A 589-nucleotide genomic window follows, 5' to 3' on the forward strand; every position below is an offset into this window, starting at 1 on the left:
GGCATCCCGCACCTGCTGACGCCCGTCGTCACCGACCCCAAGAAGGCCGTCGTGGCCCTGAAATGGGCGGTGCGCGAGATGGAGGACCGCTACAAGAAGATGTCCAAGGTGGGCGTCCGCAACATCGACGGCTTCAACGCCCGCGTGGCCGAGGCGCTGGCGCGCGACGAGAGCATTTCCCGCACGGTGCAGACCGGCTACGACAAGGACACCGGCGAGGCCGTCTACGAGCGCGAGGAGATGAGCCTCTCGGTGCTGCCCTACATCGTCGTCATCGTCGACGAGATGGCCGACCTCATGATGGTGGCGGGCAAGGACATCGAGGGCGCCATCCAGCGCCTGGCGCAGATGGCGCGCGCCGCCGGCATCCACCTCATCACGGCGACGCAGCGGCCCTCGGTCGACGTCATCACCGGCACCATCAAGGCCAACTTCCCGACTCGCATCTCCTTCCAGGTCACGAGCAAGATCGACTCGCGCACCATCCTGGGCGAGCAGGGCGCCGAGCAACTGCTCGGCCAGGGCGACATGCTCTACATGGCGGGCGGCGGGCGCATCTCCCGCGTCCACGGCCCCTTCGTCTCCGACG

Annotated in this window: 1 protein-coding gene; it reads left to right on the top strand. The window is 67.9% G+C overall.

Annotated features, from left to right (window positions below):
* The coding region (locus tag D3272_RS27065) for an FtsK/SpoIIIE domain-containing protein (protein ID WP_281011055.1) at nucleotides 1-589 on the top strand (589 nt) is incomplete at both ends.

The sequence above is a fragment of the Lichenibacterium ramalinae genome, from assembly GCF_004137085.1.
Classification (GTDB): domain Bacteria; phylum Pseudomonadota; class Alphaproteobacteria; order Rhizobiales; family Beijerinckiaceae; genus Lichenihabitans; species Lichenihabitans ramalinae.